Source organism: Methanosarcina acetivorans C2A (genome assembly GCF_000007345.1).
In the GTDB taxonomy this organism is placed as follows: domain Archaea; phylum Halobacteriota; class Methanosarcinia; order Methanosarcinales; family Methanosarcinaceae; genus Methanosarcina; species Methanosarcina acetivorans.
Window position 1 is genome coordinate 4,282,872 of record NC_003552.1, and the last position, 25,940, is coordinate 4,308,811.

The window sequence follows — 25,940 nt, forward strand, 5'->3', positions numbered from 1 at the left end:
TGAATAGTTACTTGATTTCTTCAATATGGCCCGAAGCCGAGGTCACAAGTATCGGCACGGTGATAATGTGTTCAACACCCTGCTCTTCCAGACTGGCAATTGCCGTCCAGATATTTTCACCTTCAACAAATTCTAAGAAGCCCAATTCTACAGGATACGGACAATCAATAGCTTCTACGGCATCCCGTATAGGTTGGTTCCACTCATCTTCCGGGGAGCCGGGCGCTACTATCAGTATCCCGATTGTTGAGGACTCACCTCCTGACTCACCTCCTGACTCACCTCCTGACTCACTTCCTGTTTCTTCCTTCCCTATCTGGGGTGCATCGGATGCGCCGTTGATGGTCAGGGTACTGGTACAGTTTTCAATGGTGGAATCGTAGGCGTATCCTGCGATGCTACCCAATGTAGAACCTCCGCCTGTAATGCTGCCCGAAGTGGTAGAATCCTCAATTGCATAGGATGAAGGTATTGGCCTCTCATCTGCATAAAACTCATGATAAAAGCTCCCACCGACAAGACCTCCTATGAGCTCGGTGCTGTTCACCACTGTGATGTTGACATTCGCCGAACACCCCTTTATCTCTGCGGGGGCATCATCACCAAAGGTACCCGTGAAGCCTAGAAGTCCCCCTACCAGGGTATTGTTTTCACCTAAAACCATGATGGAAACATCGGCATGGCAGTTTGTGACCTCGGTTCCTTCCTGGGCGTAGCCAGCGTTGCCAGCCAGTCCACCCAAGCCAAAGCAATTGTCTCCTTCTGCCGTTATCGTGCCTGTCGCCGTGCAATCCCGGACCGCAGAGTTCCCTTCCTGTCCGCCGAGTATAACACCTGCGCAACAGCCATCGCCCAAGACCACAATATCCGCAACAGCGTCACAGCCAATAAGATCTCCAAAGGTACCTCCAGTTATGCCACCTGTTGCCTGATAGCCCTGGACTGTATTAATGCCAGTCAAAGTTACATTCTCCAGGGCGCTATCCAGAGCCTGGAATCCGATTACGCCACCCACCAAAAAGTTTCCGGTCACGTTCACATTTTCCACTTTCAGGTCGTATATGGAGCTTGGATTTTCCCCGTCTCCGACAGTGCACCCGAATAAACCCACTGCTGTGCCTGCAGGCTGGTCGATAGTCAGGTTGGAAATGGTATATCCGTTGCCGTTAAAGGTGCCGCTAAAGGCTAGTTCCGGATCCGGCGTCTCTTCATCCTCCGGGTCGTCGGACAAAGGCTGGAAAATACCGATGGGTTCCCAGTTTTCATAGCCAGAGAGGTCGATGTTCGCCGTTAAAACGAAGTCTTTATCCAGATAGTTGCGCACCTGGTCAAGCTGTTCCACTGTTGAGATCCGGTACGGATCGGACTCCATGCCGCTGCCGCCCTCAAAGACGGTGCTTTCCCCTATGATCAACAAGTTATCGGCATCTTCCCAGCGCAATTTTTCCACTACTTGAGCCCGGAGAGCTTGAAAGGTCTTTTTTTCCTCAGAGCTTGCGGTATTATCTTTAACCTTGTTTTTTAAGGCATAGAAGTTCTCCGGAAATACCTCGGGACGCGCCTTTACGGTTAATGTCCTGCCACTTTCATGATCAGTAATCTGATAACTATAATAATCTTCATTATGAGGCCGTTCTTCCAGACGATATCTAGCGGTACCCAGTATGGTTTGCAGTGCCGCTTCAGTGCCTTCTGAGTTTGGTCCGACTGCTGTAAAACGACTGCGCTCAGCAACAGCTCCAGGGCTCAAAACCTCAAGTGCTTCCTGCATAGCCCGGTAAGCAAAGGAACCGCAAACACAAACCTTTCCTCCTTCCTCCAGAGCAACATCGGAATACTGGATTACATGTATCTGTCCTGATTCCTGCAGTTTTATGTCTCCCATAATCGCATCATTGGCACGAAATGCAATATATTGGGCCATGTTGGCATGAGGCAATAGTGCCCTTTGCCCGGCGTCGGGGTACAGGTAGGTTATACCCTCTAGGCTGGTGGGTATTTTACTGTCAGTATAAACTCCTTCACTCAACATAACCGGCATTACTATAACTGTGCAGTCAGGATTATTCTTTTTTACCTCTTCGACCACGGTTCTTATGTTTGGTGTTCCAGCTCCCACAAATCCGTAATATACTTGCTTGAATCCCTGTATTTGCTGCAGTTTATCCCCCAGGGATGCCATCTTTTCTTGCCAGACAGCTAGATTTTCCGGATTAGATGTACCGTGAGCAACCAGAACCACTATTTCTTTCTCAGCATCCTGGCTAAGGTTTTTCAATCTTTCATCGAGAATTTCGGCAATCAATAAATGATCATCTAAAGCGGAAGTCAATTCCACAGTGGTGGTTTTTTCGATTCTTTCCAAACCTTCTTCTTGTGCTGCTGCATCTTCCAGCGTGCTGGGTAAACCGAGCATGTATTTTATTTCTTCCATGTGGCTAGAAGCAGAACATACGAAAATCGGAACAGCCACAATTCGTTTCACTCCCTTTTCCTCCAGTGCCTGCACGGCCATGGCTATGTTTTCTGTTTCCGCATCCAAAAAGCCTAATTCTACTGGATAAGGCACTTCAACCTCGGCTACTGATTCACGTACACGCTGGTTCCAATTTTCATCTGACCCATGGGCTATTACTAATATTCCTATATCGGCAGTCTGCTCTTCATTTACAGCATAGCCAATCTGTTCAAGAGCGCCATCATTCCATGTCATAGTGCTGGTGCAGTCTTCTACGGTGGAATTATAGGCATAACCCGCTATGCTTCCCACTGATTCCGAACCGCCATTGATAGTGCCCGATGTGGAGCAATTATCTATGGCAAAAACAGAAGGAATTTTCTGAGTAAAACCCGTTGTGCTGCCGCCTACCAGACCGCCGACACAGGTCGTGCTGTCCGATACGTTGATGGTTGCATCCGTAACCGTACATCCCGTTACCGAAGTGGGGGCGTCCTGGCCATAGGTGCCGACAATGCCTATCAGTCCTCCAATCAGACGATCGCCTGTACCCGAAGCTGTAATTGTCACATTTTCAGCTGTGCAGTTCGTTATCTCCGGTGCCGCATAAGGCGCGCCGCATACTCCGCCCAGCGCCCAGCAGTTATTTCCTGTCGCCGTTACCGAACCGCCGGTTGCCCTGCAGTTGATCAACGAGCCTCCGTCCGTGCCGCCGACCACAACCCCGGCGCATATGCCGTCATCGCCTATAACTACGACGTCCGCAGCAGCGGTGCAGCCTTGCACGGTGTCAAAACTGGTTCCGACCACGCCGCCAATGCCCTGCAAGCCCTGAACCGTATTCAAGCCGGTCAAGGCTACGTTTTCCACCGTAAAATTCGTATGCTGGAGGCCGACAACACCGCCTACCAGATAGTATCCGGTTACATTCACATTTTCCACTTTCAGATCATGAATGGAGCCGGGATTACCTTCCGCGCCCACAGCACAGCCGAACAAGCCTACCGCCAAAGACATAGGCTCATTGATGGTTACATTTGAAATAGTGTGATTGTTACCATCAAAAGTACCGGTAAAGGCTACCGCAGGCTTGGGAACCTCCGCATGCTCCGGTGCGTCCGACAAAGGCTCAAAGGCGCCGATGGGCTCCCAGTTCCCGTAGCCTGAGAGGTCGATATCCTCTGTCAGGATAAAGTGCTGGTCCAAATAATTGCGCACCTGATCAAGCTGCTCCGGCGTGGCGATCAGGTACGGATCCTCAACCGTGCCTGATCCTCCTGCAAACGGCGATATTATGCTGGTCTGCTTGATATAGGAGATCGTAAAGGCCTGCCCCTCATCTTCTCCGGTTAACGTGAAAATGGTTTTACCCGCACTGTTTGTTGTGATGGTATACTTAGCCGCCTGCGGTTCATCGACTCTGGCGACATAGATACCGGACTTGACAGAAGCGGACCCGTCGTTGTCATAGGCGAAAACCTGATAATCGAGGGCGTGCTGCCCCATAGAATAGGTGCGGCCGTTTCCGTTCGCATCTACCACAAAGTACAGCGTATCAGGCTGAGCCTGTCCGTCTATATAATAATCCCAAGTGCCTACCAGATCGCTGATCTGGGACAGGGAACTGGATGTACGAGCCGCGGTGTAGTCCATATTTTCCAGGCAGAACAGGGCGATGACCGCTTCAATTTCGGTCTCTTCCGGGTCGCTCATCGCGGCCGTCGGGATTCCCGCCGCCATCCAGTAGGCATATGCGCCCCCGTAGAGTTTTAACAGTTCATCCAGATCGCTGCCGTAGCGGAACTCGATGTGGTGGGTGGTGTCCGGCGTATCCGGGGCCATTGCGAAATATTTGTATTCGTCCGCGTTGCCATCCAGACTTTCAAAAATATAGAAGCCGAATCTCGTCTCGTCGGTCGCTGTTTCGTAACCGACACAGCGGTAGGCATGGGAGAACAGTTCCCCTCCGCTTGCATTATAACCGCTGATCTGCGAGCCGTTGAAGATAACGGTCGCAACATCCCCGGTGAAGCCGCAATAGAACTGGGTGCTTTCGGGATTCTCAGTATAGGCCGCTACCGCCTCCGGACCGTAAAGCGTGCCACCGATGCTCGCCTTCATCGCGGCCGCCGTGTAAGCCGCATTGTCTTCGCCGACAATGACCGCGCAGTAATCGTGCCAATAATTGCTGTATTCCTCATTGAAGATCGCGCCTTTAAACAACGGCTGATAGGTGTCGGTCAGGCCGTACAACAGGGCCCCGCCGTCCGTGTCGCCCTCGCTCTCATACTGGTCCGCGCTCTCGTACATGAGCTGGTTGGCGCCGACTTTATTCGTCGCAACCGCTCCGTTGATCGTAAGACCTGTAAACGTGCAACCGTCCACGTTGCTGCCCACCGCGCGGCCGGCCACCGCGCCGGGAATTGTCACACCGTAAGAGGAGGTGGCGTCCGTTCCGGCGATGATGGTGCCCGTCACCGTGCAGTCGGTCACATTAAACCGGTCCTCCATGCCGTAAAAGTAAAGGCCGGTACCCACCAGGCCGCCCACATGCGTCGCGCCGGGAGCGTTGATGGTCACATTTACGATGTTGTTTGAGATCTCGCAGGGAGGGGAAACCGTACGGAGGTCGGCATTATAGTTGCCATCCTGATCGTAGCCGCTGCCGTCGTCGCCCGTGCCGGCATAGCCGCACAGGCCGCCGATGGCGTGGCCGCCCTGTTCCGTCGTGATGACGACAGTCGCCGTGTTGCCGGAGATCCCGGTCATGCACTGCAGGGCGCCGCCGATGCCACCCAGTCCCACCGGCTCGTTGCCCGCCGCGGTGACGGTACCGGTCGCCGTGCAGTTCTCAACGCTACCGGTGAAGCCGCCACCCACTACAAGGCCGCCACACTCGGCCACATCGCACTGGATGATACGCCCCTTGGTCTCGGAGTCCTCCGCATGGAAGTCATTGTCGCCGATCACGATGATGTCCACGGTGTTCACCGTGCACCCGCTTATATCGGCTCCGTCGCTGCCGCCCGCGATGCCGCCGACGCAGTTGGTGCCGGTGACGGTGTTGGTGCCTGTCAGGGTAACGTTTGAAATCTCACCGCCCATGGCATAGCCGACCACGCCGCCAGCCGCTAGGGTGGTTTCATCGCCATTAACGGTCACGTTTTCCATCGTCAGATCTTTGACGGTGCCAGTGGAGCAGGCGAACAGACCGCTCACCGCTACCATATCCCCGTCGGTGGCGGCCGTCATGTTGGAAATTTTGTAATTGTCGCCGTCAAAGCTGCCGGAGAACACCTTGGCCATATCCATCTCGCCGGTTTCCATATTCACATCGCTGGAATAGGTCAGAACGCCGATGGGTTCCCAGTTTTCGTAGCCAGAGAGGTCGATGTCCGCCGTCAAAACGAAGTCCTTGTCTAGGTAATTGCGCACATGGTCAAGCTGTTCTGCCGTAGCAATTTGATAGGGGGATTCTGTTGTTCCGTTTCCGCCCTCAAAAACTCCGATGGAATCATAGGCACGGGCAACAATCAACTGAGAAATTTTATCATGGGGCAGTAAAGAACGCTGTCCTTCCTCCGGATATACGTAAGTTAACCCGGCCAACACTTCAGGAATCTTGGTACCTGTGAATGTGCCTTCGGAAAGCATTACCGGCATAACAATAATGGAAGCTCCGGGATTTTCCGCTTGCTTTGCTTCTACCACTGCCCTGGCATTCGGTTCACCTAACGCCACGAAGCCATAATCGACATCCAAAAATTGATAGTTCTCTTTAAGCTGCTGCCCTAAAGATGCCAGATTATTTTTCCAAACGGCCAGGTCTGCCTCTGCAGAAGTCCCGTGAGCGATCAGTACCACGATTTCCTGACCTGCCTGCTGGCTAACCGTTGCAATACGGTCACCTAGAATTTCTGCTACCAAGGGGTGGTCATCCAGGGCCGATGTCATTTCAATCTCGGCACTGTGCGAAACTACTTCCAGCCCTTCCTCACTTGCTTCTTCTGTAATGGCACTGGAGATTCCCAGTATGTATTTGATTTCTTCAATATGATCTGAAGCCGAAGCCACAAATATCGGAACAGTAATGATGCGTTCAACACCCTGCTCTTCCAGACTGGCAACTGCCGTCCCGATATCTTCCCCTTCAACAAACTCCAGGAAACCCAATTCTACCGGATACGGACAATCAATACCTTCTACGGCATCCCGCACCGGTTGGTTCCACTCATCTTCCGGTGAGCCATGCGCTACTACCAGTATCCCGGTTGTTGGGGTCGATATTCCTGTTTCTTCCTTTCCTACCTGAGGTACATTCTCCAACGCATAGTAGGTGGTTATGGTGCTGGTGCAGTTTTCTATTATGGAATTGTAGGCATGGCCCGCAATGCTGCCTATGGCTTCAGAGCCGCCGATGATCCTGCCCGAGGTGCTGCAATTCGCGATCCTGTACATGGTTGGCGTGGGGTAATACTCCTTGTATTGCTCCAGGTAAAACCCGCTGCCCACCAGGCCACCGACACGGCTCGTGCTGTCCGATACGGTAATGGTGACATCAGCCGAGCAGCCCGTCACCTGGGTTTTGTGCTCCGCGTCAGAGGCTCCCGTATGCCCTAATAATCCGCCGATCATGGCATTGTTTTCACCCAAAGCTGTGATGGTCACACCATTAGCATGGCAGTTGGCGACCGCCTCTCCCTCAATTACGCAGCCGGCCAGGCCTCCCACACCATAGCGATTATCTCCTTCCGCCGTTACCGTGCCAGTGGCCGTGCAGTTGAGTAACGAACCGTCCTCCAGTCCTCCGCTCAACACACCCGCATGGTTCGCGCCATCACCCCGGAGCACGATGTCCGCCGCAGCGTGGCAGTCTTTCATATCATTCAGGCTGCCGCCCGTAATGCCGCCTATATTGGCATTTCCCCGAACTGTATTGCTTTCGCCGGTTAAACTTAAGCGCTCCAGGTTACCGTTCAAAAACTGAACACCGACCACACCCCCTACAAAAGCGGATCCGGTAACATCCACGTTTTCCACCTTTAGATCATGAATGGAGCAAGGATTTTCCGGTGTTCCGACAACGCACCCGAACAAGCCCACCGCCATGCCCTCAGGCTGATTGATGGTCAGGTTGGAGATGGTATGACCGTTGCCGTCAAATGTACCAGAAAAGGCCACTTCGGGATCGGGATTTTCCTCATCCTCCGGCGCGCTGGAGGCAGGCTGGAAAATTCCAATCGGTTGCCAGTTCTCATATCCGGCAAGATCGATATCTGCCATCAGAACGAAGTCCTTATCCAGATTATAGCGCACCTGGTCAAGCTGCGCCGCTGTTTCGATCTGATAAGGGGATTCATCGCTCCCATCCCCACCCGCAAAGGCATTATTGATGCCAAACAGGCATTCTAGCATAGCCACCTTATCAGCTGTACTGAACTCATCGCCCATCTGGAGCATGGTCGGCATCCAGCTGCTGAGTGTTATGCTGTCCGGTTTGTAAGTACTCAGCGTATTCTTCGTTTCGGCATAGTAGAAGTGGACGTGGGCGGGCATAGTGGTCTCATCCATACCCTCGTCAAAGTGGGGTTTGAGCATTGCAATATAGGTCAGCACACCCGCATCGTCATCCGCCTTGAATACATAGGTTGTCTCTCCGGCCAACATTCCCAGACTGTTGTTGCTCTCCACAAAGGTGTAAGGGTGAGACTCAATGACATTGCCGTCCTGGTCACAGAAATAGATGGTCTTGCAATCATAACCAAATTTAATCTGGTAGATCTGCGAACCGTTATTTGCTGGAGCCGATGCCATATTTGCAAACATGGCCTTTAGAGATGCGCCATCAGTGACATTCACGCCAAACATTCCTGCCATCATTTGTGCCGTCTCGGAGGAAGCTGCGGTGTTCCACACGTTGCTTAGAGCATCGTCGTTTACATAATTGACAAGCGATTCAAAGCTGCCGCTGCCGCTATTTGCCCAGGCGGAAAGATCCTCCACGCTTTCCGGCTGGTCGGAACTTTCGTACATTCTATCGGTGGTACCAATCTTTGCCAGGAGAGGATTACCGTCTAACTTTACGTCGTAGCTGATTTCACTGCCGATGGTGCAGTTCTCTGCGCGTCCGGCAATCGCACCCGGAGTGACCGCTCCGTTTATTTGACCCTCGATGGTGCAATTGTCGATGGAAAACACTGTTTCCATTCCCATGTAGTAAAGTCCCGTGCCTACCAGCCCGCCGATGTGTGTGGCGTTGGCCGTGTTCATTACAAACTTGACCGAGCAATTTTCGATGACTGCCGGATTTTCCGTGTCCCCGGTGCCCGCGTATCCGCATAAACCTCCGACCGCATGGGCCGAATTAGGCGCGGTAATAGTCACGTCCGCCGTGCATCCTGTGATGTTCTCCATATATTCGAGGCAGCCACCTATACCGCCAAGGCCAACGGGCTCGTTACCCTCGGCAATTATCTCGCCCAGGGCAGAGCAATTCTCAATGCTGCCGGTAAAAGCGCCGCCTATGATCAGACCGCCGCATTCGGCCACATCGCACTGGATGATGCGCCCGCTTGAAAAGTCGTTATCGCCCAGCACGTTAATCGTTACATCTTCAACCGTGCAGTTCTTAACGCTTCCAAATCCGTGTCCACCGATAATGCCGCCGATGCAGTTGATGCCGGAGATCGCATTTTCACCTTTAAGCGCCAGATTTTCCACCAAGCCGCAGTTAAGGCCGATGATGCCTGCAGCTGACATGTAGCCGGTAACCGAGGCATTTTCCACGGTCAGGTTTTTAATCACTGCATCGGAGGATGCCACACTGAACAGGCCGACACCGACAAGATCCTGGTGAGTTGCGGTCAGATTGGAGACGGTGTGGCCGTTGCCGTCAAATGTGCCGGAAAAGGCAATATCACTATGGCCGTCGTTTTCGAAAATATTTTCGTCAAAGGTTCCGATGGGCGTCCAATTTTCATATCCGCTGAGATCGATATCTGCTATCAGGACAAAGTGCTTGTCCAGATAGTATCGAACCCGGTCAAGCTGCTCTGCCGTTGTGATCCGATAAGGAGATTCTTCAGTTCCGTTTCCACCCTCAAAGGCACTTTCATACAACCCTACCTGAGATACATTTCCCGACACTCTGTTTATAGTCATAGTGCTGGTACAATTTTCCACGGTGGAATCGTAGGCATAGCCCGCGATGCTTCCTACTTCGTTTCCACCTCCAGTGATGCTGCCCGAGGTGTTACAGCTGTTGATCGCATAGTGCGCAGGCACCGGCCTAGCTTCTGCAGCCAACTCATGATAGAAACTGCCGCCGACAAGACCACCCACACGCTCAGTGCTGTTCAACACTGCGATAGTGGCATTAGCCGAGCAATCTGTTACTTGGGTTGGGAGTTGCTTACCATAGGTTCCAGCATAGCCAAGAAGCCCACCGACCATGGTATTGTTTTTACCGCAAGCTGTAATGGAAACATTATCGGCATGGCAGTTTATGACTTCTATTCCTTCAAATGCGCCACCGATCAACCCTCCCAGCGCAAAATAATCTTCTCCTTCCGCTATCACAGTGCCTGTCGCAGTGCAGTCAATAACTGAACAAGCGTTCAGAGCCCCGCCTAAAACACCCGCGGAATTGGCGGCATCGCCCACGAGTACGATATCCGCTGCAGCGTTGCATTCTCTCAGCTCCGCAGAACCTCCGCCTATATCGCTGCCTCCTAAAATGCCACCCACATAAATGTTGCCCTGAACTCTGTTATCGCCAGTAAGAGTTATATTCTCCATGATACTGTCCGCATACTGAAAACCAACTACTCCGCCGACACAAAAGTTTCCGGTCACATTCGCATTTTTCAGAGTTAGATCGTATATGTGAATGGGACTTTCCTGTTCCCCGGCAACACAGCCGAATAAACCAACCGCCATGCCCTCCGGCTGATCGATGGTCAGGTTGGAGATGGTATATCCGTTGCCGTTAAATGTGCCAGTAAAGGCCAGTTCCGGATTCGGAGTCTCCTCATCCTCCGGGTCGTCGGACAAAGGCTGGAAAGTACCTATGGGCTCCCAGTTTTCATAGCCAGAGAGATCGAGGTCCGCCGTTAAAACGAAGTCTTTATCCAGATAGTTGCGCACCTGGTCAAGCTGTTTCACTGTTGCGATCTGATAGGGGGATTCAGTTGTTCCGTTTCCACCCGCAAAAACTCCGATAGCATCATAGGCACGGGAAACAATCAACTGAGAAATTTTATCATGGGGAAGTAAAGAACGCTGTCCTTCCGCCGGATATAAGTAAGTTAATCCGCTTAGAACTTCAGGAATTGTAGTACTGGTGAATGTGCCTTCAGAAAGCATCACCGGCATAACAATAACGGAAGCTCCGGGATTTTCCGCTTGCTGTGCTTCTACCACTGCTCTAACATTCGGTTCACCCATAGCCACAAAGCCGTAATCTACATCCAAAAATTGATAGTTCTCTTTAAGCTGTTGCCCTAAAGATGCCAGGTTATTTTTCCAGACTTTCAGATCTTCCTCTTCAGAGGTCCCATGAGCGACCAGTACCACGATTTCCTGATCTGCCTGCTGGCTAACCGTTGCAATACGGTCATCTAAAATTTCCGCTACCAATGGATGGTCATCCAGGGCCGATGTCATTTCAATCTCGGCATTGTGCGAAACTACTTCCAGCCCTTCCTCAATTGCGTCCTCTTCCGTAATGGAACTGGAGATTCCCAGTATGTATTTGATTTCTTCAATATGACCCGAAGCTGAAGCTACAAATATCGGCACGGTGATAATGTGTTCAACACCCTGCTCTTCCAGACTGGCAACTGCCGTCCCGATATCTTCCCCTTCAACAAACTCCAGGAAACCCAATTCGACTGGATACGGACAATCAATACCTTCTACAGCATCCCGCACCGGCTGGTTCCACTCATCTTCCGGTGAGCCATGCGCTACTACCAGTATCCCGGTTGTTGGGGGCACCACTCCTGTTTCTTCCTTCCCTACCTGAGGTGCATCGGATGCGCAGTTTACGGCCATAGTGCTGGTACAGTTTTCTATGGTGGAATTGTGGGCATGGCCCGCGATGCTGCCTATGGATTCAGAGCCGCCGGTAATGCTACCCGAAGTGCTGCAGTTCACGATACTATACATAGTCGGCGTGGGGTAATACTCCTTGTATTGCTCCAGGTAAAACCCGCTTCCCACCAGTCCGCCTACCCTGCTCGTACTGTCTGACACGATAATGGTGACATCAGCCGAGCAGCCCATCACCCGGGTGGGGTGCTCCGCGTCAGAGGCTCCCGTATGCCCCAATAACCCCCCTATCATGGAATTGTTTTTACCACAAGCTGTAATGGAAACATCATCAGCATGGCAGTTGGTGACCGCCGCTCCCTCAATTACGCAGCCGGCCAGTCCGCCCACTCCATAACGATTGTCTCCTTTCACCGTCACCGTACCTCCCGTCGCCGTGCAGTTGAGCAACGAACCGTCCTCCAGGCCGCCGCTCAAAACACCCGCGTGGTTCGCGCCATCGCCCAGGAGCACGATGTCCGCCGCAGCGTTGCAGTCTTTCATATCACTCAGGCTGCCGCCTGTAATTCCGCCTACGTTGGTGTTGCCCCTAACCGTATTTTGATCGCCGGTCAAACTCAGGCCTTCCAGGTTTCCGTTCAAATACTGAACGCCAAGCATGCCCCCCACAAAAGCGTATCCGGTCACGTCTGCATTTTTCACTGTCAGGTTGGATATGGAGCTTGGATTTTTCTCATCGCCGACGGCGCACCCGAATAAACCAACCGCCGTGCCTGCAGGCTGATTGATGGTCAGGTTGGAAATGATATATCCGTTGCCGTTGAAGGTACCGGTAAAGGCTGCTTCCGGATCCGGGGTCTCTTCATCCTTCGGGTCGTCGGACAAAGGCTTAAAAGTACCGATAGGTTCCCAGTTCTCGTAGCCGGAGAGGTCGATATCTGCAGTCAGAATAAAGTGCTTATCCGGATAGCATCGCACCCGGTCAAGCTGCTCTGCTGTCGCAATCTGGTACGGATCTGACTCCGTTCCGCAGCCCTCTGCGAACAACGACACTGCTATCTCTTCCTTGTCCTGTATAAGATGCGTTTTCCAACGTACAGTTGATGGTCGCAGTGCTGGTGCAGTTTTCCGCCGCAGGATCGAAGGCATATACAGTGGCTGGAAGTAACGAAAGAACAACTGCCATCGTTAATAGCATGGTGAGAATTCTTCTCAATTGCCACTGATTACTTAAGGTAATGTGTGGTTTTTCCATAATAAACCCCTCTTCATGTCATTCTTTGGAAATCATTTGTCAAAGTGTGTAAATAGCTGATATTCTGGTCGATAGCATACGCTAATCTGTTCAAATTCACGTTTCTTTGATGATATCCGATCAACTGAACGGTATCATAATCGTATTCTGTACTTTATTCCTCTGGGTTTCTGAAAATTCGTCCCTTATTATCACCTCTTCTCTATAATATCAATGATGTTTCTGGCGCGATGCGCCACCATACTAGAGTTATGCATTGCAGCAACGATGATCTGGCAGTATACGCAGGAAATTCCGGTCTTAAGTGAATTGCAAATGGACTATCCTGTTATTGAAATGATTTTTAAAAGCGGGAATAACAGCCAGCCAGCCCAGCCAGCCCCACCTGTCTTTATGATAATCGAAGTAATTCCACTCGTTGACCACTTTAATTTGCTTATTGTAGGTTTCCAATTCCTGGCTATCTTTTACTCCCCATCGAAATTTAGCATCCATTCTGCCTATAGTATCATGTCGCTTGCTCATCTTCACGATGTCCGGGCTCATAACTTCCAGAAGCATTTCTGCTCCCGGGAATTCGGAAATCAGTTTATTCAGCAGGGTTTTGACTTCCTGCACGGTAAAATACATCAGTAGCCCTTCGGCAATGATCAAAACCGGTTCGTCTGTTACACTAATTTCGTCCATCCAGGAATCATCAAAGACCGATTTGGCAATCATCCTGTAGTGGTCAGTTTCGACAAAAAAATTCTGTCTGATGCGGATTACTTCCGGTAAATCCAAATCGTACCAGTGTATCTTACCATTATCTACCTGCACAAAGCGTGTATCCAGTCCACAGCCTATGTTAACCACTACAGCGTCGGGGTACTTTTGAATGAAACACCGCACAGCTTGATCCAGAAGCTTGGTTCTCACCACAACCCCGATCTGGGATTTCCATGCATTGGCAAATTTCGTGAAATCATAGTCTACTCCGTTCATTATCTCCGCTGCTTTTGTATCTTTAATTATCGGGCAGGTTTGTTCTGCTTCAACGGCCCGCGCCCACAACGGGATAAGCAAGGTCTCAGATATACCCTGTAAATTCGGTGTTATATCCTGTAAATCCGGCTTATTAGCCATACTTATAGAATCCCCCATCTTTCAATTGAGAGTCAGTCTAGTCGGATAAGTTCGGAAGATTCTCCTCTTCTTCATCTACCCTTGATCAAGATTGACACATTTCCATCTCAAACCTTAATTTTTCTGATTATCGCCCACCTTGGAGTCGAATTAACCTCTCTGTTTCCCAGCAAACCTCGTTTTTGCCATCTTCTTCAAAGCCTCCTTCAATTGGCATTAATATGAGTCTTATTCCGTTTTTCGCATCTGAAAAGATTTTCCAATTTTTCGGAATTTCCTCACATTTTTCCAAATTTATTTTTGGGATGCGAATATTTTCCTCAAACTTGAAATGTTGTAGTAACTATTTATAATTTTCGTATATCCGAAAATTATACTAGAATATGAAATACTATTTGTTAGAAGAAATTAATTTGTAAAATAGTATATTATTTGCATGTACGAAAAACTCCTTTTGCTCTGCTCGGGATCTCAATAAACCCCTGAGAAATATCCAGAAATACTGTCCAGTCAGAGATACAAGAGTTCTTCAAGAAGGAAAATCGTATCTTTTCAAATTGTACGGGCAAAAGTAAATTTGGCTCTTCGCTGTTTTAGACTCAGTTCCATAATCCAGTGAGTTCATTATTTCCTTTTCTCTGGATCTGACTATTCCAAAAATATTTTCATCAGTTTGTTAATTTTATCCTCTATCTCCACCTTAAGTGCCAGATTTTTTCAAATCCTCAAAAAGACACTTCAAAATCTAAACATTTTTAACTTTTTCATAGGACTAATTCGATATGCTCCGCTATTTGGACGGCAAATACTTACCTTAAAACCGTTCACTATATCTGGAATACCTTGTTGATGTTGGAGAGCAGACTCTCCAGTGTGAACCCTCTTACATTCCTGCCGGACAGCAGGATGCAGTCCTAATTCACATCCCAAAAGTATTAATTACTTTGATATTGCGCCTTTAACATTGAGGAAAAAATTCCTTGATTTTCTTTTAATTCAAAAGGTGTGCCTGTTTCTGCGATAACCCCGTCTTTAATGACAACAATCTTATCAGCCCCTGAAACTGTTCTCATACGATGCGCAATAATCAAAACGGTTTTGTTTTTTATAAGCTCACTGAGTGCTCTTTGGATTTTGCTCTCATTTTCCGCATCAAGAGATGCTGTAGCCTCGTCAAGCAGGATAATTGGAGCGTCTTTTAGTATTGCTCTGGCTATTGATATACGCTGTCTTTCGCCTCCCGATAATTTTTCTCCGTTTTCTCCTATTAAGGTGTCATATCCTTGCGGAAGCTTCTTTACGAACTCATCGCATTGGGCCAGTTGTGCCGCCTTCATTACTTCTTCATCCGGTGCGTCTTCCTTCCCAAGACGGATATTATCCATAACGCTTGAATTAAAAAGCGTAACATCCTGAAAAACGATTGAAAAATTGTTCAGAAGGGTTTCAGGATCAACCCTGGAGATATCTTCTCCGCCCATGGTGATGACCCCTTTGTCGATATCCCAGAAACGAGCAGACAGCTTTGCAACCGTGCTTTTCCCGCCGCCGGAAGGTCCTACAAGCGCCGTTACTTCACCTTGCTTTGCGGTGAAGTTTACATTCTGCAATGTTTGCACACCGTCTTGATAGGAGAAGTCCACGTTCTTGAATTCGATATCGTAGTTTTTCGGATGAAATTCAGTTCTTCCTTCCTGTCTTGGCATTCCATCCATCTCTTTCATGCGGTTTATCCGCACGTTGAGATATATAAGCGCTGCAAAGTTGTTCAAAGCGTCCGTAATCGGATTATAAATGCGCGCAGTGATGACAAGAAAAACAATGTAAGTAAAAATATTTATGGTCCCGGTTGACAAAAGATATGCTCCGACCAATATGACACTGGGAAGACCAAGCTTTAAAACAGCGTAAGAAAGGTTGATGAATGCGCCTATCAAAAGCTCTGTTTTGATCAAAAACTTTTCGTAGTTATCCAACTTTGCGTTTAACGCCTTTGAAAAAGCCTCTTCTCTGTTGTAGGACTTTACTTCGTGGACTGAATCAAGTCCCTCTTGAATATTATCCGAGATATCTCTTTTTATATTATATATTCTCACCTGTGTACTATTTTGAAACTTTCTCGAAAGATAAAAAACCAGGGCGGCAACCGGAACTACCCAGAATACGGCAAGGGACAGCTCCCAGTTATAGAAAAACATCATCATCCCCATGATCAGAAGAGTCAATCCCGCTGCATAAAGCTGGGGAACCGTATGGGAAAAGAGCGTCTCTATCTGTGTTACATCTTCCATGATGGTAGAGCTTAAATCGGCAATATCTTTTTTGCCAAAAAAAGCTAATGGAAGCTTTCTTAGCGTTTCAGCCAGACTGATCCGTCTTTGAGCACTTTCTTCATAAATTTTCGTGTAGGCCGAGTCGTACTGAAAGGTGGCGATAACAAACATTATCAGGAAGGACACGGCAGACAGAATAACGTAGTAGAGAAAGCTGCTTTTCTGGCTGGTTGAAGAATTTATCAGGGAGCTTATGTGTTCATCGAGGAAATAAAAGCTGAGGATTACCGGAGCCAGAAAGCTGATGTCCATCACTACGGTCCAGATTATCGAGTGAAGAAGGTCTTTTGCGCCTTTTTCAGACATAGCATATTTATTTTGAAAATATTTTATCATATTGACCTCCTTAGTTTACCTGGCTTTTGCGGCAATTTTCCAGGCAACAGATTTTTGGTATTCATCCCACATGGTTTTGTAGATGCCACCTTTATTCAGCAACTCTGCGTGCGTTCCTTCCTCTGCAATCCTTCCGCTTTCGATAACCAGAATTCTGTTGACCTCCCGTACGCTGGTAAGACGATGTGCAATCATAAGAGTTGTTTTGCCACGGCTAAGCTCCTTAAGAGCTTTTTGGATTAAATGTTCATTTTCAGGGTCTACAAAGGCAGTGGCTTCATCTAAAAGCACGATCGGAGCATTCTTGACCATGGCTCTGGCAAGCGCAATTCTCTGTTGTTCTCCCCCTGAAAGATAGGTTCCTTTTGAGCCTATTATCGTATCAAGTCCGTCAGGGAGATTTTCGATAATTTCTCTTGACTGCGAAAAATCAATTGCTTTATTTAGTTCTTCTTCTCCGACGTTATCTTTTCCAAAAACTATATTTTCTTTTAGTGAACCTTTAAACAGCCTGGTGTTTTGAAAAACAAAGGAAATATTGTCCATTAGTTCTTTTTTAGGAATATCCTTGACATTTATTCCTCCGACTAATACTGCGCCTTCATCTGCATCCCAAAAGCGAGCGGCCAGCCGGGAAATGGTTGTTTTTCCGCCTCCTGAAGGACCTACAAGTGCGACCGTTTCACCTTCGTTTAATTTAAAGCTGATTTTATCGACGGCGCGTTTGTCGCTTCCTTCATATGAAAACGCTACGTTCCTAAACTCCAGGCTGTGATTTTGGATGTTTTTTGTGTTTTCGCTATGGCTCATGCTTGGATAATCTAATAGGTTATCCAGCCTGTCAATGGCTTGCTCCGCAATCAAAGTATTTTGCTGAAAATACATCGATTTCATCAAAAGCATAGTGAAAATTGGCGATATCAGAATGTAAAAAACAAAGTCCGCAAGCACAAGGGGAAGGTTTTCTCCTCTTCCTATTAAAAAGATAGCCACTGGAATTAAAAAGAATGCGGCTGATTGCATAATTACGGTGTAAAATGACATTGGTTTTCGCCAAAGAAGGGTATACGCATGAACCATCTCTTTATATTTGATTATGCTGTCATAGAACCGCTTAAAAGAAAATACTGTTTGGCCGAATGTTTTTACAACCGGAATACCGCGGACATATTCCACGGATTCGGAGCTCATTTCCTCTAAAGAATCAAAATACATTTTTTGAAATTTTTTACCTTCGGAGTTCATCATGAACTTCATTGTTATGAAGCCCAAAATAATTGGAACAAAAGAAGCAAGTCCCATTCTCCAGTCTACGATAAAAGTCAGAGCTATAAGAATAATGGGGGAGACGACGCTGCCTGCCATATCCGGGAGCTGATGTGCTAAAAATGTATGAGTTGTTCCCGCTCCGTCATTTACAATCTTTCGTATTTTCCCGCTTGAATGCTTATCAAAAAAACCAAGCGGCATAGACATTATTTTGTTCATGCCAACTTTTTGTATCCCGACCTCTACGTGAAAAGCCGCAAGATGCGAGCTCATAAGTGCGCAAAAATATACTATTATTCCTCCTATTGCACTTGCAAAGGCTAGCCACGCATAAAAACTGACATTTGAAATGTCAATCGATTGGGGAGCTGATAATATATCACGTGTTATGTACCATATAAGCACAAAAGGCAAGATGTTAAGAACTGCGGAAATTCCCGACAATACCAATGATAATGGCAAAAGTACTTTCTTCTTGCCCATGTAAGGCGTGAACCTTTTTAAAATAAAAATTTTTTTCTCTTTCGGCATTTATAGTCACGCTCGTAATTGCAGCAACAAAGAAAACACTTTGTAGCTCACCTAATGTTGCATTATTTAGCTTCTTGACTGTAGCTTGACTTCCTGAATACTTGGACCCTAATTGGTTATATTCAATATTCCCATTGGTTCGGGAGAGTAAAGTCTGGTCATTTTGCAACCGATTGGCTTAAAGTTTTAAAGAATGTTTTCAGTTCTCGTTTTTTTATTTCAGTTGAATACCCCGCTAGCTTGCTGCGGGAATGGAATACTTACCCGGTAACCGTTAATGATAATATGTTTTATCAATTCCATTTTCTGGTTGTTAACTTCTGCTTAAACTAAATTGTTCAGGGCTATTGCTTTCTTTAACGGAATATTGAGCGGGGACGCGAACATACCCCGTTGCTTGCAGCGGGGCGCGCCAGCGCAACTTTGATTTCCTGTTTAATTCTTTCCCATTTCTTTTCTGAATTCTATGTAATCCCTTTCGACTTCTTCGAGCTCGTATTCTATTATTGTACCGCCAGTTAAGAGTAATGTAATTATGGCACAAAAATTGAAATTTATTCTTTCAGTTTATAAGTACCGGGATATTTTGTGGATCGGAAGACAGGATCTAATTTCCCGGGAATTTTCCAGGTTGGGAGGCGTCTCTGTCCGGTCTTCCTTTCCGTTGAGCCGAAAAATTTCAAAGCCCTGGCTGCTTTGTAACCTGTAGTCTTAAAGCTTTAAAGTCTGTTTTCGACTTTCGTTTTTTATTTCAGGTCTTTACTGATCCTGTACGGTTGTTTGCTTTTTGGTCTGTCTATGCAGCTTTAAGTTCAGGAAGGCTGCTCTCAGGCTTTTGAAATCTCCGGTTTCTGTTCATCAAGATTTTTTTACAAAGGTTTTTCGGGTTCAGCCTGTCCGGTTGTGACAAACTCTCCGTCCCTTTTCGGTCAACCTGTAAATTTTACCGCTTGATAAGGTAATTTTTCCTGAACATTCGCAACACCCGCAATTTTTACAGGAGCCGGAGCAGGAAGAAGACCAGTCAGGATTTGTCTCCGTAACTTTTTCAACATGTCCCATTCCTTCCATAATTTCGAGTAAACCTTTAAGCTGCTGCGTACTCATTTTCAAATGTCTCGAAATCTCATTGAAAGAGATACTGCCTTTCTTTTCCGCTTCTTCCATCTGTTTCAGTACATATATGTATCCGAGTACCATTATCTTGGTTCCCCCCTTTCCTGAAGTTTGAATTTATTTTCCCAGCCCATGTATATTACAAAAGAAATCAGGCCAAGGTACAGTGCAGGCTTGAAATCTACAAGTGGTGTCCACTCCTCAAATCCCTCCGCAAACAAAACCCACGCATTAATAAGGTCGGCAATAAAGTTCAGGGAATACAGAGCTCCGAAGAGCATGGAAAGTACGATCCCTACATATGCGTAGGCTCTTCCTTCCAGGGAACCATTTGAAAGTTCAACAGTTCCGTATAAGTAAACCGCCCCTATGACTACAAGTACCAGCCCTCCGGCAAGTTCCGGAGGAAGCAGGTTTGCAGTTATAAAGTTTTCAGGCAAAAGCCCGGCTCCTTTCAAAATCTGCAGGCCTCCGATTACCAGATAGGTTATCCCCCAGAGGAGGGTAAAATAGGTTAGAGTTTTCTTCTTATTTTCCATTTACATCGCCTCTTTATGCCAATATGTTACTCCCTATTTTTACCGTCACAAAGGCCATTATCCACGCCACAGCTGTCGAATAAGCTGCTGCAAAAAGCATCCATTTCCAGGATCCCGACTCTTTTTTGATTACTGCAACTGCTCCTATGCAGGGTACGTAAAGCAGGGTAAAAACCATGAGCCCGAGTGCAATCGCGGGTGTGAATGTAGGGTCTGCTGCAAGAGTCGAAGACAATATTCCTTCATCTTCCCCTGTGCCGTATAGGGTACCGAGAGAACCGAGGACAACCTCTTTGGCAAGGAACCCGAAGATTAGGGAAATTGCAATTTTCCAGTCAAACCCTATCGGAGCTACGAGAGGTTCGATCAGTTTTCCCAGGCTGCCTATGTAACTTTCCGCACTTCCGTATTCGACTCCCTGCGGGAAGTATGCAAGTAGCCATATAATCACCACTCCTCCGGTGATCACGGTACCTACCCGTTTCAGGTAAAGAGAGCCCTGGTTCCACATATGTTTCAGGGAATTGCCGACCGAAGGCAAGTGGTAAGGAGGCAGTTCCATTATAAAGGAAGAAGGTTTGCCTTTGAAAATGACACTCCGGAATAGCTTGGCAGACAGGATTGCCACAATTATGCCGAGCACGTAAAGCCCGAAGATAACCGATCCTGCCTGTTTCCCGAAAAACGTCCCTGCAAGCAGCACGTACACAGGCATCCTGGCTCCGCAGGACATGAAAGGCGTAACCATCATCGTAATAAGGCGGTCTTTTTCATCTTCAAGGGTGCGAGTTGCCATAATAGCCGGGACCGAACATCCGAAGCCCATAAGCATAGGGATAAAAGATTTCCCCTGGAGTCCCATTGAATACATCAACCTGTCCATAATAAAGGCGGCTCTTGCAAGATATCCGCTGTCTTCCAGCAAAGCCAGGAGGAAGAACAGGATGAAAATATTGGGTACAAAAAGTATAACTGATCCCACTCCTGCAATTATCCCATCTCCGAGCAGGGATGCAAGCCAGGAAGAATCAATGTTTGCAGCAACAGTTTCGGCAAGCGAACCGAAAAACATGTCTATGAGTTCCATGAAGGGAGAGGCGAAGGTAAAGGTAAGTTCGAACATACCCCACATCAGGGTAAGGAAGATAGGTATTCCAAGATACCTGTTTGTAAGTACCTTATCGACCATGTCGGAAGGTGACATTTTTTCAACACAGGTCGTACATGCCTGAGACAGTATACTGCTTATGAACTCATACCGCTTATCGGCCATTTCAGCTTCGTATCCCTCCGGGTCCAGGCCGGAAAGGAATTTTTCAACTTCAGGCTTTACACTTGACTGAGAAAGTTTTGAGCGAGCATTTTCGTCTCCTTCGAGTAGTTTTATGCTCAACCATCTGGAAGGGTATCTGTTCAGAAGGGTCATGTCTTTAACGAGAATATTTTCCAGATGACGTATCTTCTCTTCAACATCTTTCCCGTACCCTATCTCATGAGGCAAGTGTGCTTCGGAATCGGCTTTTGTGATTATTGCGTCAAGGAGGGCGTTGATACCTTTGCCTTCGTTTGCCGTTGTCTTTATCAAAGAGGTTCCAAGTAATTTTTCAAGCCTGAGGATATCTACCTCATCTCCTCGTCTTTCCGAAAGGTCGGACATATTCAGAGCAAAGACAAGATTCGTTCCCATTTCCAGTAGCTGGGTGCTCAGGTACAGGTTGCGTTCCAGGTTTGTCGAGTCAAGAATCTGGACTACAACATCCGGTTTTTCCTCAAGGATGTAATCTCTGGCAACAACTTCGTCTGCCGAATAGGCTGTGAGGCTGTAGGTTCCCGGAAGGTCTACAATTTCAAGGACATGCCCAGCATATTCTTTTGTACCTACTTTTTTCTCGACCGTTACTCCTGGCCAGTTTCCCACTTTTTGCCTGGCCCCGGTAATAGCATTGAAAACGGTCGTCTTGCCCACATTGGGGTTTCCTGCAAGTGCAACCCTGATTTTATTCTCAACCAAGTTCCACACCTTCACACGGATCCGGTTCGACCATAATTTTCATAGCCATACCCTTTCCAAGGGCGTAACGTGCTCCATTCACGTTGACAAGCAGATTCCCTCTCTCGCATCCTATAAGCCGGACAGAAGACGAAGGCGTAAAACCCATTTCTGTCAGCCTTCTCTTGAGCTCCAGACCTGCTCGAACTTCTTTGATCCTGCAGCCTTTCCCTTCCGAAAGCATGGTAAGAGGCATCCGTGCGGTCAAATTAATCCTCCAGTACTTCAACAACAACTGCCTCTGCCTCAGTCTTCCTGAGAGAGAGGTTGTATCCTTTCAACTTGAAATCCACAGGGTCTCCCAATGGGGCTTTTTTGGTGACATTCAGAACTGTCCCGGGAACCATACCCATATCAAGGAGCCGTTTGCGGGAACTCCCTCTTCCTCTTACCTGGATAACGCGGGCTCTTTGGCCTGTTTCCAGCATATTCAGGGTTTTATCTCTCGTTTCTATCATTTTTATCTCACCCTTTAATTTTCGGATAACCTAATATTTTTCTTAGTCTTGAAATGTAATAGTAAATATTTAAAATTTTCGTATATACGAAAATTTTGTGGGCAAATGAATTATTATCTATTTATAAAAATATTCTTTGGAAGAATCTGGAAATCTTGTACAACCGGTTGAGTCTGTTTCTTTCAGCCCGATATTTGCAAAGCTATTCCCTGAAAAATGAATTTCTGCGGGTCAAGGGAAAAAAGGAGTCCATACATTTTTGCCGCAGGCAGACCAAACAGATAACTGCTAATTGAAATCGATGTTTAGCTGTTTTTGCTTGACCTGCTGTTTTTCCTGGGGCCTTCTTTAATTCTTACGGTTCACATGAGTGTTGACAGTTATCCGGACCTGCTTGTTTCCGGGGTAACATCCGGATACAGGATTCTCCGAGTCATCGGAGTGGCTCTTGTCTACAAGTTGATAGAGGGGCTTTCCCGTTACACGCTTGCACAGGAGGAAGATATTTTCAGGGGTTTTCGCACACTTTCTATTTATGGGGCCACTCAGGTCATTCCCCTTGATGAGGCGTTTATCAACTTTAGGGATCTCGGCCCCATGATTGCCGGACTGTGCTGGGAGACCCTTACTTACTTGGAGGTCTTGTAGGACTGATAGGAGGGCTCTATCGCTATTCTCCGGGAGGCTGGACTTCCCTGTGCGGTTGCCACCATTGCTGCAGGGATTGTTGGAGGAGGCTTTTCGATTCTCTGAAAGCGGAAACTTAACTACTTCAAGGTCATTTTTTAGGGGTACCGGTAGAATGAATGCCTCCATCTTCTGGTCATTTTCCCGCTACTTGTCTATCCGGATCCACTGGAGGATCTCCTTAACGTAATTAGGAACAGCCTCCCTTCAATTCTTCCGGTAAACGGGCTTGGTCTGATCCTCTTTTTGTATATCCTGCGGGAACGGGGACCTGATCCAGAAGGGCGCAAAAAAGAGCTTCAAAGCGAGATATTTTCCGCTCCTCACAGTCCAGTCAAAGATACGATTCTTTGAGTGTGAGCTTTAAAAGGACCTATTTTTTTAGATTTTCGGAGCAGGGGCGCGAACATACCCGTTGCTTGCAGCGGGGTGAGCCCCGCCATTTTGATTATGTTTTTATTTTCGCTTTCAATTTCCTACCTTTCCGAACAGGATTCTGAATTCCGTTCCTTCATCCCTGTTAAGTTCGATGCTCCCGTTTATCTGTTCTACAAGAATGCTTACAAGCTGGAGTCCAAGAGAATCCGTATTCCTGAAATCGATATTTTGAGGAAATCCATTTCCGTTATCAGCTACGATCAGCATAAACACTGGATCTTTTTCACTCTTTTCAATGCCCCTTTTGCTCCCGGAACACCTTACTATTCCCTCTTCACTTTTCTCTATACCCATTTCATCCGGTTCTATGCTCCGTGAGCCCGTTTCGATGTACCTTTCTACTTCGAAATTACCGTTTTCATGTCTTTTTTCGTAATTCTCCGATCTTGAGAGGCTTATACGGATTTCTCCTCTCTTTCCTGCGGGGAAAGCGTGCTTTAAGGAATTCGAAACCAGTTCATTTACGACGATGCCGAGAGGAACTGCGGTATCCATTCCCAGATAAATCTGCTTAAGGTCCAGTTTCAGGTCAATTTCCCTGTTTCCTACGGTATATGAACTGAGAAGGTCTCCGATAAGCCTGCGAAGGTAAACTGCAAAATCAAGAGTCTCCATATCCTTTCCTTCGTAAAGTTCCTCATGAATCAAGGCCATGGAAGTTACACGGTTCTGGCTTTCCCTGAAGGCTTCAAGGGTTTCTTCGTCACTGAACTTTTCCGCCTGGAGGCTAAGCATCGAGGAGATCACCTGCAGATTATTCTTAATTCGATGGTGGATTTCTTTTATGCGGGCTTCCTCTGTTCTGGAAAGAGTTTCTTCAGCCATTTTACGCTGGGTGATATCACGAATAAAGCCCTGGAATTGCCCCGGCATTCCGGAATCCTCGGGAAGGGGCTGCATAATTTCCCTGACCCACCTAATTTCCCCATCTTTTCTCCTGACCCTGTATTCCAGCTCATGCGAGGATTCCGGGCTTAACTCTGCTTTTTTCATACTATCAAGGATCAGCGGTCGGTCTTCAGGTACAACTATTTCGGTCCACTTCATTTTACCGGAAATAAAGTCTTTTTTTCCGTAACCTGTGATTGCTTCCACAGCCCCTTCCATAAATATCGGAACGCCTTTCTCATCGAGTCTGAAGCCGATAATCCCCTGTACGTTCTGCAGCAGGGAGCTGTAATGTTCAGCTTTTGTTTGCAGATCCTCGTATGCAGGTTCACCGGCAGGCGTACATTTCTCCAGTCCAAGCATCCTGTAAATTCGTCCCTGGTCGTCCTTCAGGAAAGTAGCTTCCCTCCTGAAAGCTTCCTCCCTGAATTTAAGGTCCCTGAAAAAAAGGCTGCAAGGTTCCTCAAACCCCGTTTCCACGATTGCTATATAGATCAGGTAAACAGACAGGACATTAAAAATATGCCCGATAAAGTTGAAAAACTCCTCCGTATACGTATAGTAGGTAAGAGCCAGTTCGGTCAGGATTGATAGCGCTATCGATGCCATAAGGATTCTGAAAACATGTTTTTCGAAGCTGTTTCTTTTCTGGTACAGGAGCATCAACGAACATATGAATAAGAAAGAGATGAAATACTCACTGTATATTTTAAAATGAGTAAGTCCGTAGTTTTCCACATAGCAGTCCGGAAAGTTCCCGTAATGAAAGATTGAGAGCAGAAGAGCTGCCGTAATAATAGCATATACAAGAAAAACTTTCCGGGCAAACAGGTCATTTCCTGAAGGTTTTAGATTACTTTTTCCGTCCCATACATTACGGGTCAAAAGCAAAGGGGCTACAAAAAAGGAAACACCTCCCATATACCTTATAGAGATCCAGAGCTGGGCGGGGAGGTTTGCCCCGTATCCCGAAAATACGCCTATTCTTTCATAGGAAAATGCACGCAAAAAGCCAAGGCATGCTATGAAAAAAAGTGCTGTCCCGACAAATGTAAGGTACCGGTTTTCCGAAATGACTTTTGATTTCCATACTATTATGAAAACCATGTAAGCGATTATGACATTAAACTGATTTACCACAATACGAAAGAGCAGGTAGTTCTTGAGACTGATTATGTAAAGTAAACCTGCTATGATAAGGAATAACCCCAGCTTGATAAGAGAAGACTTAAGGGGCATATCAAATGTTTTTTCCCCATAACGCATCCGGAAATATATCTGTTTACTGTAGTATAAAGTAGTTTCGAATTTTATGCCGGCTGATATATAAAAATCAGGATTGAGTGCTTACATTGCAAAAACCATTGAATTCGAATGGATATTGTTACCGGTGGCAGAGACTGTCT

At 47.3% G+C, this 25,940-nt stretch carries 12 protein-coding genes; 1 reads left to right on the top strand and 11 read right to left on the bottom strand.

Features of this window, described 5'->3' with window-relative positions; translation table 11 throughout:
* Positions 1–7: 7 nt before the first annotated feature.
* The 10 genes from MA_RS24770 to MA_RS18185 form a co-directional block, all read right to left on the bottom strand.
* Entirely contained in the window at positions 8–12,658 is a 12,651-nt protein-coding gene (locus MA_RS24770; RefSeq protein ID WP_157860311.1) for a GLUG motif-containing protein, read from the bottom strand.
* A 406-nt stretch (positions 12,659–13,064) separates the two neighbouring features.
* Positions 13,065–13,889 carry a class I SAM-dependent methyltransferase gene (locus MA_RS18150; RefSeq protein ID WP_011023395.1) on the bottom strand — a complete coding sequence of 275 codons (825 nt, stop codon included), beginning with the start codon at positions 13,887–13,889 and terminating at the stop codon, positions 13,065–13,067.
* Positions 13,890–14,016: 127 nt separating this feature from the next.
* Complete coding sequence (locus MA_RS27420; protein ID WP_157860312.1) at positions 14,017–14,181, bottom strand: hypothetical protein; 165 nt, start codon at positions 14,179–14,181, stop codon at positions 14,017–14,019.
* Positions 14,182–14,824: 643 nt separating this feature from the next.
* Positions 14,825–16,558: an ABC transporter ATP-binding protein gene (locus MA_RS18155; RefSeq protein WP_048065725.1), complete on the bottom strand. Its 1,734-nt coding sequence runs from the start codon at positions 16,556–16,558 to the stop codon at positions 14,825–14,827.
* 15 nt (positions 16,559–16,573) lie between these two features.
* Positions 16,574–18,310, bottom strand: a complete 1,737-nt coding sequence (locus MA_RS18160) for an ABC transporter ATP-binding protein (RefSeq protein ID WP_226990649.1) — start codon at positions 18,308–18,310, stop codon at positions 16,574–16,576.
* A 936-nt stretch (positions 18,311–19,246) separates the two neighbouring features.
* Positions 19,247–19,558: a FeoC-like transcriptional regulator gene (locus tag MA_RS18165; protein WP_011023397.1), complete on the bottom strand. Its 312-nt coding sequence runs from the start codon at positions 19,556–19,558 to the stop codon at positions 19,247–19,249.
* Positions 19,558–20,013, bottom strand: coding sequence for a hypothetical protein (locus MA_RS18170; RefSeq protein WP_011023398.1), 456 nt, complete (start codon positions 20,011–20,013; stop codon positions 19,558–19,560). Before MA_RS18170 ends, MA_RS18165 begins: the two co-directional genes overlap by 1 nt.
* 13 nt (positions 20,014–20,026) lie before the next feature.
* Complete coding sequence (gene feoB / locus MA_RS18175) at positions 20,027–22,024, bottom strand: ferrous iron transport protein B (RefSeq protein WP_048065727.1); 1,998 nt, start codon at positions 22,022–22,024, stop codon at positions 20,027–20,029.
* Positions 22,017–22,259, bottom strand: a complete 243-nt coding sequence (locus MA_RS18180) for a FeoA family protein (protein WP_011023400.1) — start codon at positions 22,257–22,259, stop codon at positions 22,017–22,019. Before MA_RS18180 ends, feoB begins: the two co-directional genes overlap by 8 nt.
* 13 nt (positions 22,260–22,272) lie before the next feature.
* Complete coding sequence (locus MA_RS18185; protein WP_011023401.1) at positions 22,273–22,521, bottom strand: FeoA family protein; 249 nt, start codon at positions 22,519–22,521, stop codon at positions 22,273–22,275.
* A 315-nt stretch (positions 22,522–22,836) separates the two neighbouring features.
* Here MA_RS18185 and MA_RS18190 point away from each other — a divergent pair, with 315 nt between their 5' ends.
* Positions 22,837–23,169: a hypothetical protein gene (locus MA_RS18190; protein WP_048065728.1), complete on the top strand. Its 333-nt coding sequence runs from the start codon at positions 22,837–22,839 to the stop codon at positions 23,167–23,169.
* A 507-nt stretch (positions 23,170–23,676) separates the two neighbouring features.
* Here the strand turns inward: MA_RS18190 and MA_RS18195 are convergent.
* Positions 23,677–25,773 carry an MASE3 domain-containing protein gene (locus tag MA_RS18195; RefSeq protein ID WP_157860314.1) on the bottom strand — a complete coding sequence of 699 codons (2,097 nt, stop codon included), beginning with the start codon at positions 25,771–25,773 and terminating at the stop codon, positions 23,677–23,679.
* Positions 25,774–25,940 lie beyond the last annotated feature (167 nt).